General features: G+C 67.8%; 4 protein-coding genes. 3 read left to right on the plus strand and 1 reads right to left on the minus strand.

What is annotated here, in order from left to right:
- Nucleotides 1–390 precede the first annotated feature (390 nt).
- From KBW98_RS23395 to KBW98_RS23405, 3 genes are all read left to right on the plus strand, one after another.
- Nucleotides 391–843, plus strand: coding sequence for a hypothetical protein (locus KBW98_RS23395; RefSeq protein ID WP_211522574.1), 453 nt, complete (start codon nt 391–393; stop codon nt 841–843).
- Nucleotides 844–1,005: 162 nt separating this feature from the next.
- Complete coding sequence (locus KBW98_RS23400; RefSeq protein WP_211522575.1) at nt 1,006–2,481, plus strand: DUF2868 domain-containing protein; 1,476 nt, start codon at nt 1,006–1,008, stop codon at nt 2,479–2,481.
- Nucleotides 2,478–3,935 carry a DUF3482 domain-containing protein gene (locus KBW98_RS23405; protein WP_211522576.1) on the plus strand — a complete coding sequence of 486 codons (1,458 nt, stop codon included), beginning with the start codon at nt 2,478–2,480 and terminating at the stop codon, nt 3,933–3,935. The genes KBW98_RS23400 and KBW98_RS23405 overlap by 4 nt, the downstream gene beginning before the upstream one ends.
- 23 nt (nt 3,936–3,958) lie before the next feature.
- On the opposite strand, the gene KBW98_RS23410 is transcribed toward KBW98_RS23405, so the two are convergent.
- Nucleotides 3,959–6,085: a TonB-dependent receptor gene (locus KBW98_RS23410; protein ID WP_211522577.1), complete on the minus strand. Its 2,127-nt coding sequence runs from the start codon at nt 6,083–6,085 to the stop codon at nt 3,959–3,961.
- Nucleotides 6,086–6,271: the final 186 nt, after the last annotated feature.

Consider the following 6,271-nt stretch of genomic DNA (forward strand, 5'->3'; position numbering starts at 1 on the left):
AGAACCCCACCAGATGAATCTGGTGGGGTTTTTTGCTTTGGGCGGCCGAAATGACGCAGCGATACGCGACGAACTTGGATCCCGGCCTTCGCCGGGATGACGTGCTGAGGCATCGGGAGCTATTCGCCACAGGGTATCGACCTTCAACTTCAAAACCGTCGAAGGCCGGAACCCAAGTTCAACCCGCGTTCGCGAACCAAGCGTTCATACGCACACCTACCGCTAACACGCTCTCATAAACATGGGCCGTATAGCCGCAATCGCTTACCGTCCCGCTCTCTCAACAGAGCGTGCGGACATTCCTACACGCCCGCGAAACCTTCTCCTATACAGACCTGAGACGGCTGCGCGCATGATCGATCCATTCGTTGAGCAAGCAGAGGAGCGATCATGAAATCGAAAGAGAAGGTCAAAGGCGGTGACAACCGCGCCCGCGGCATCCACAAGCCGAAAGTCGTGACCGTCGCCGAGGGCAGCCTGCAGAGCAGGGCGCCTGGCTACGTCATGCCGGGCGGGCCCGACACGCCTTTCCCCAAAGCGAGCATGGGATCGATGCAGTCCGACCTGAACAACGGCAGCCGTAACGGCGTCGGAACCCAGCATGGCGCCTGGAGCGCGCGCCAGCAGGCGCAGCGGATGCAGGCGCGCGGCGAGCAGGATCGCCTTGGCCAACTGCAGGAAGCCACCGGCATTGAGCAGAACCAGCCCGGCGGTTCCCAGCAGTCCTCGCTCGGCAGCTCCGGGTCGCGCCAGTCCAGTGCCGAAGCCATCCCCCAGAACAATGTGAATCAGCCGGCCTCCGACTACGGCAGCAAGCGAAGCCGCAAGGGCTCGCGCAGCTGACCAGGCAGCGCATGATCCGAACCCGGGACCATCCCGGGTTTTTTGTTTCCTGCGCTGGACAATCGCGTTCACGAAGCGGGGACGCACGTTCCCGGCCTGCCGGACCGCTCAAACTGAGGCACAATGCACTCACCGCATTGTCAATTCATCCACAGGGAAAGCATGAACGAACAGGTCGCACGCAATGTCGTGCTGGTGCGCGCCATCGAAACCGCCGACGTTGCCCACACCGTGCTGAGCGACGATGACCGCAAGTACGCCACCCGCAGCGCGCGCGAGCTGGCCGCCTGGCAGGCATCCGACAGCAAGACCGCGGTGACCCAGCATCATTTCCTGCAGCAGCGCGCCGAGCAGATCATCAAGCGCCTGAGCGAGCGCACTCCCGCCTTTGCCGCCTTCGTACGCCGGCGGCCGGGCATGACCGGCATCTGGGCCGCGCTTCCCTTCATCGCCTTCCTCACCGGCGCCGCGCTCGACCGCATCGCCGATCCGCACCGCGTCGACCTCCTGTCCGCGCCGCTGCTCCTGATCATCGCCTGGAACCTGCTGGTCTACCTGGGGATGCTGGTATGGGCCGTCATCCCGCGCAAGCGCAAGACCGGCAGCCCCTTGCTGCACCGCCTCAGCGTCGGCAAGGCCGCCGTCCCGCGCAAGCTCCCGTCCGCCCTGGGCGACGGCGTCGCCCACTACCTTGCCGACTGGGCGGTGCTGAGCGAACCCCTCACGCGCGCACGCCTGGCGCGGAGCTTCCACCTCGCCGCGGCCGGCTTCGCGCTCGGCGCCATCGCCTCGCTCTACGCGCGCGGCATGCTGACGCAATACGTCACGGGTTGGGAAAGCACCTTCCTCGATGGGCGCCAGGTGCACACCCTGTTGTCCTGGCTGTTCCTGCCGGCGATGAATGTCTTTCCCTTCCTGCAGGGATTCTCGCTGGCCGAGATCGAACAGCTGCGCTTCGGCAGTGGCGGCACGATCGCCGGCGGCGAGCGCTGGGTCCATCTGTACGCCGCGACCCTCCTGCTGCTGGTCGTGCTCCCGCGTCTGGTCCTGGCCATCTTTGCCGGCATGCGCGCCGGACGATTGAAGCGGCGCTTCCCGCTCGACCTGGACCAGCCTTATTTCCGCAAGCTGGCCGACAGCATCGGCGCCGGCGCTCCCGCGCTGCTGCGCGTGATCCCCTACAGCTACACGCTCGACGAAGCGCGCGACCGCGGCCTGTGGGCGCTCGCCGCCTCCACCCTCGGCGGGCAGGCGCGCGTGCAGCTGCGCCCGACGGCCGGTTATGGCGTGGAGCCGAAGGATGCGCTGCGCGACACCGTGCTGGATGAAGGCGGCGTGACCGTTACCGCAGTGCTGTTCAGCCTCGCGGCGACACCGGAAAAGGAAAACCACGGCGCTTTCCTGGACTACCTGTCCAAGCGCGTCCCGCGCGGCGTCGCCGTCCTGCTCGACGAATCGGCCTTTGTCGAGCGCATCGGCGAGCAGCCCGGCAGCGAAGCGCGGGTCCTCGAGCGCAGCGCTCTATGGCGCCAGTTCTGCAGCTTCCACGGTGCGCCCGCCCATGTGGTCAACCTGCTCCAGCCCGACAAGCATCCGCTCGAATTCGGCGCGGGTCTCAAGCTGCCGGAGCTGCGATGAGCGAGCCGGTGAACATCCAGTTCGCGCTCGTCTCGCATACGAACAACGGCAAGACGACCCTGGCGCGCACCCTGGTCGGCATGGATGTCGGCGAAGTGCGCGACGCCGCCCACGTCACGGAATTCGCCGAGGCCCACCCTCTGGTCGAAAGCGAGGCGGGCGACCAGCTCGTGCTGTGGGACACGCCCGGCTTCGGCGATTCGGTGCGTCTGCTCAAGCGCCTGGCCATGGCCGGCAATCCGATCGGCTGGCTGCTGCGCGAAGTCTTCGACCGCTACCGCGACCGTCCATTCTGGCTCAGCCAGCAGGCCTTGCGCGCCGCGCGCGACGAGGCGGACGTCGTGCTCTATCTGGTCAACTCGTCCGAGTCGCCCCAGGACGCCGGCTATTTGCCGGCCGAGATGAAGATCCTGGAATGGCTCGGCAAGCCGGTGGTCGTGCTGCTCAACCAGATGGGGCCGCCGCGTACGGGCGCGCAGGAGCAGGGCGAGCAGCAGCGCTGGAAGCAGTACCTGGCCCAGTATCCTGTCGTGAAGGAGGTGCTTCCGCTCGACGCCTTCGCCCGCTGCTGGGTGCACGAGCACGTGTTCTACGAAGCGTTGACGCCATTGATCGCGCCAGCCCGACAGCCTGGCTATGCGCGCCTGCTGGCCGCATGGACCGCGCGCAACCGCGAGCGTTTCAGTAATGCCCTGCATACCAGCGCCGAACAGCTGGCCGCCGCGGCGCGCGACAGCGAGCCCCTGCCGCAGACGGAGCGCGGCATGCTGCGCAGCGCTCTCAAGGCGGTCGGCATCGACAAGGACGAACAGCGCCGGCAGGAGCTGGCGATGGCGGCCCTGGTGGCGCGCCTCGAGGACGGCATCAATCACGCCACCGCGCGCATGCTGTCGCTGCACCGCATCGATCCAGGCCAGGCGCTGACCATCAACGCCCGCGTGCGCGAAAACTTCGCCGTGCGCGCGCCGGTGGACAAGGCACAGGCCGGCCTGCTGGGCGCCGTCGTCTCCGGCGCCGCTACCGGCCTGTCGGCGGACGCCATGGCGGGGGGCCTGACCATGGGCGCCGGCGCGCTGCTGGGCGCCATCGTCGGCGGCCTGACGATGGCCGGCGCCGCCTGGGGCTTCAACCAGCGGCAGGACCGCGACCGCGCCAGCGTGCAGTTCGCCGATCCCTTCCTGCAGACGCTGCTGGTCGGCGCGATCCTGCGCTATCTCGCGGTGGCCCACTTCGGCCGCGGCCGCGGCAACTATGTCGAGAGCGAGGCGCCGCCATTTTGGCAGGCGGAAGCCGAAGGCGCACTAGCCGCCGTCGACCAGGTACGCCTGTGGCAGGCGGTGCGCGCCGCGCCCGACCTGGGCGCGGCGACGCGCGAAGTCGAAGCGGTGCTCGTTCCCGCCGTGACGGCGGCCCTGCGCAAGCTGTACCCGAACGTGGCGCTTCCGGACAAGTGAATCTGCCGTAAGCCGTATTGGTTCTAGAACTGGTACTGGGCGCTCACACCCAGTATCCAGTTGCGCCCTGGCGCCGCTTCGTAATAGCGGCGGTTACTCTCGCCGACGATGACCGAGCCTACATACTCGCGGTCGAACAGGTTGTTCAGGCGTGCGAACTGCTTCAGCTTCCATCCTCCCGCCTGCTGGCTGGCCTGGACCCGGGCGTTCACGATGCCGTAGCCGGGCGCCGGCGTGGCGGCGTTGGCGTCGTCCGCATAGACACGGCTGTTGGCGATGGTCTCGAGCGCTGCGCCGAAGCGGTCCGCCGCATCCTTCCAGCCGAATTCACCGTAGAAGCTGGTCTTCGGAATGCCCGGCAGGCGGCTGCCTCTAGGCACTGCGCCGAAACCTTCGTCGTAGATGGCATGCAGGGCGCTCAAGGCCATGCGCGCACTCCAGCCGGCGCCCAGCTCGGCGTCGAGCGACAGTTCGGCGCCCTGGCGCAGGGTGGCGCTCGCATTGCGGTAGCTGGTGCGCCCGCCCGATGAGCTGTCGACCACCAGCTCGTCCTTGGTGCGTACCTGGAACAAGGCGGCATTCATCCTTAGGCCTTCGATTGGCATGGCTTTCAGGCCCGCCTCGAGGTGGGTGCCAACCGCCGGCGCCAGGCCGAAGTTGAAGCCAGCGCCGGCGCCGGAATAGAAGGACTCGTTCAGGGTCGGCGTCTCGAAGCCGCGCGCCGCGCTGGCGTACACGTTCAAGGCAGGGGAGACCTTGTACAGCACGCCCGCCAGCGGCGTCGTGTGACGGTAGTCGACGCCGCCGCTGTCGTCGCCGTTGGACAGGAAGCGGTCGCGCACGTCGAACTTCACGCGGCTGTGGCGCAGGCCGCCGCTCACGACCCAGGGGCCGCGCTCCCATTGCACCTGCACATACGGGTCGACATTCTCGACATCGTTCTGTTCGTCGCGGCGCAGATTGCCCTTGAGGCCGAAGGTATTGCCGACAAAGTTCTCGAAGCCCTGGCGCGCGTCGCGCGAACGCGCGAACTCCAGGCCAAGGGTGGCGCGCACCGTGCCGCCGGCCAGTTCGCGTACGACGCGCCAGTTCGCATCCACGCCGTAAAAATCGCGGTCGAAGTCGATCACGCCGCCCGAGTGGCTGCTTGGAGCCTGGAAGCCGCGCGAGAAGGACTGGTACTGGATCACGCGGCGGTTGCCTCCCCAAGCGGTCAACTGCAGGCGGTCCGGCCCGAAGCGGCTTTCCCAGGCGAGACCGGCCTGCTGGTGGTCGATGCTCTTGCGGGTGTCGTAGCGCTCGGCGAAGCTGCGGCGCGGCGTCTGGGGATCGGTGGTGTCGATCTCGCCTGCGCGCCGGTCGGTCTGGTAGCTCGTCCAGGTGACGCCGAGCGGGTCTTGTGTGTCGTCCTGGCGCAGGCCGCTGGCGGTGACGGTCAGGCGGCTGCTGGTGGACGGTTCGACGACCAGCTTGGCGTAGGCCTGATCGCGCGTCGCGGCGCTGTGGTCGCGGTAGCCGTCGGTCTCGAAGCGCGAAGCGTCCAGCAGGTAGCCGATGCCGCCGCTGCGGCCGCCGGCATTGACATCGAGCTTGCGCAAGCCATCGCTGCCGGCCGCGAAGCTCGCCTCGATTGCCGGCGCGCCTTGTGGATCGCGCGTGAACAGCTGCACCACGCCGCCCGAGTGGTTGCCGTACAAGGCGGAGAAGGGACCGCGCAGCACTTCGATGCGCTCGGCCATGTCGAGGTTGAAGGTGGCGGCCTGGCCCTGGCCATCGGGCATGGTGGCCGGGATGCCGTCCGCGACCAGACGCACGCCGCGCACGCCGAAGGCCGAGCGCGCGCCGAAGCCGCGCGAGGAGATCTGCAGGTCCTGGGCGTAGTTCTGGCGGTCGCGCGCGACCAGGCCCGGCACTGCCGCCAGGGCCTCGGACGCGTTCACGCGCGGCTGCGTGTCGCGGATCGATGCGGCGTCGACCACATCGATCGAGGCCGGCAGGTCGAAACTCGTGTGTTCGGCGCGGGTCGCGCTGACCACCACGACGCTGGGGGCGCTGGCCGGTTCGTCCGCCGCCGCAAGCAGCGGCCAGCAGGCAAAGGCGGCCGAAAGGGCTGCGGCCAGCGGTGTCCAGCGTAAGGCGTCTTGCTTCATGTCGTCTCCAATGGTTTGACGGCGCACCCGTGATCCCGGAGCCTGCCGTCCAACCGAGCAATATACCTGTCATGCAAACAACGCGTGCGCACACCTGATGGCGCAGCGCGACCAGCCAGGTTTCGACCCCGGTATGGCGATCTGCACTAAGTTCAAGGATGAGCTTGCAAGACCACTGCGAGATGC

Origin of the sequence: Massilia sp. ST3 (assembly GCF_018119405.1) — a bacterium.
GTDB lineage: Bacteria > Pseudomonadota > Gammaproteobacteria > Burkholderiales > Burkholderiaceae_D > Telluria.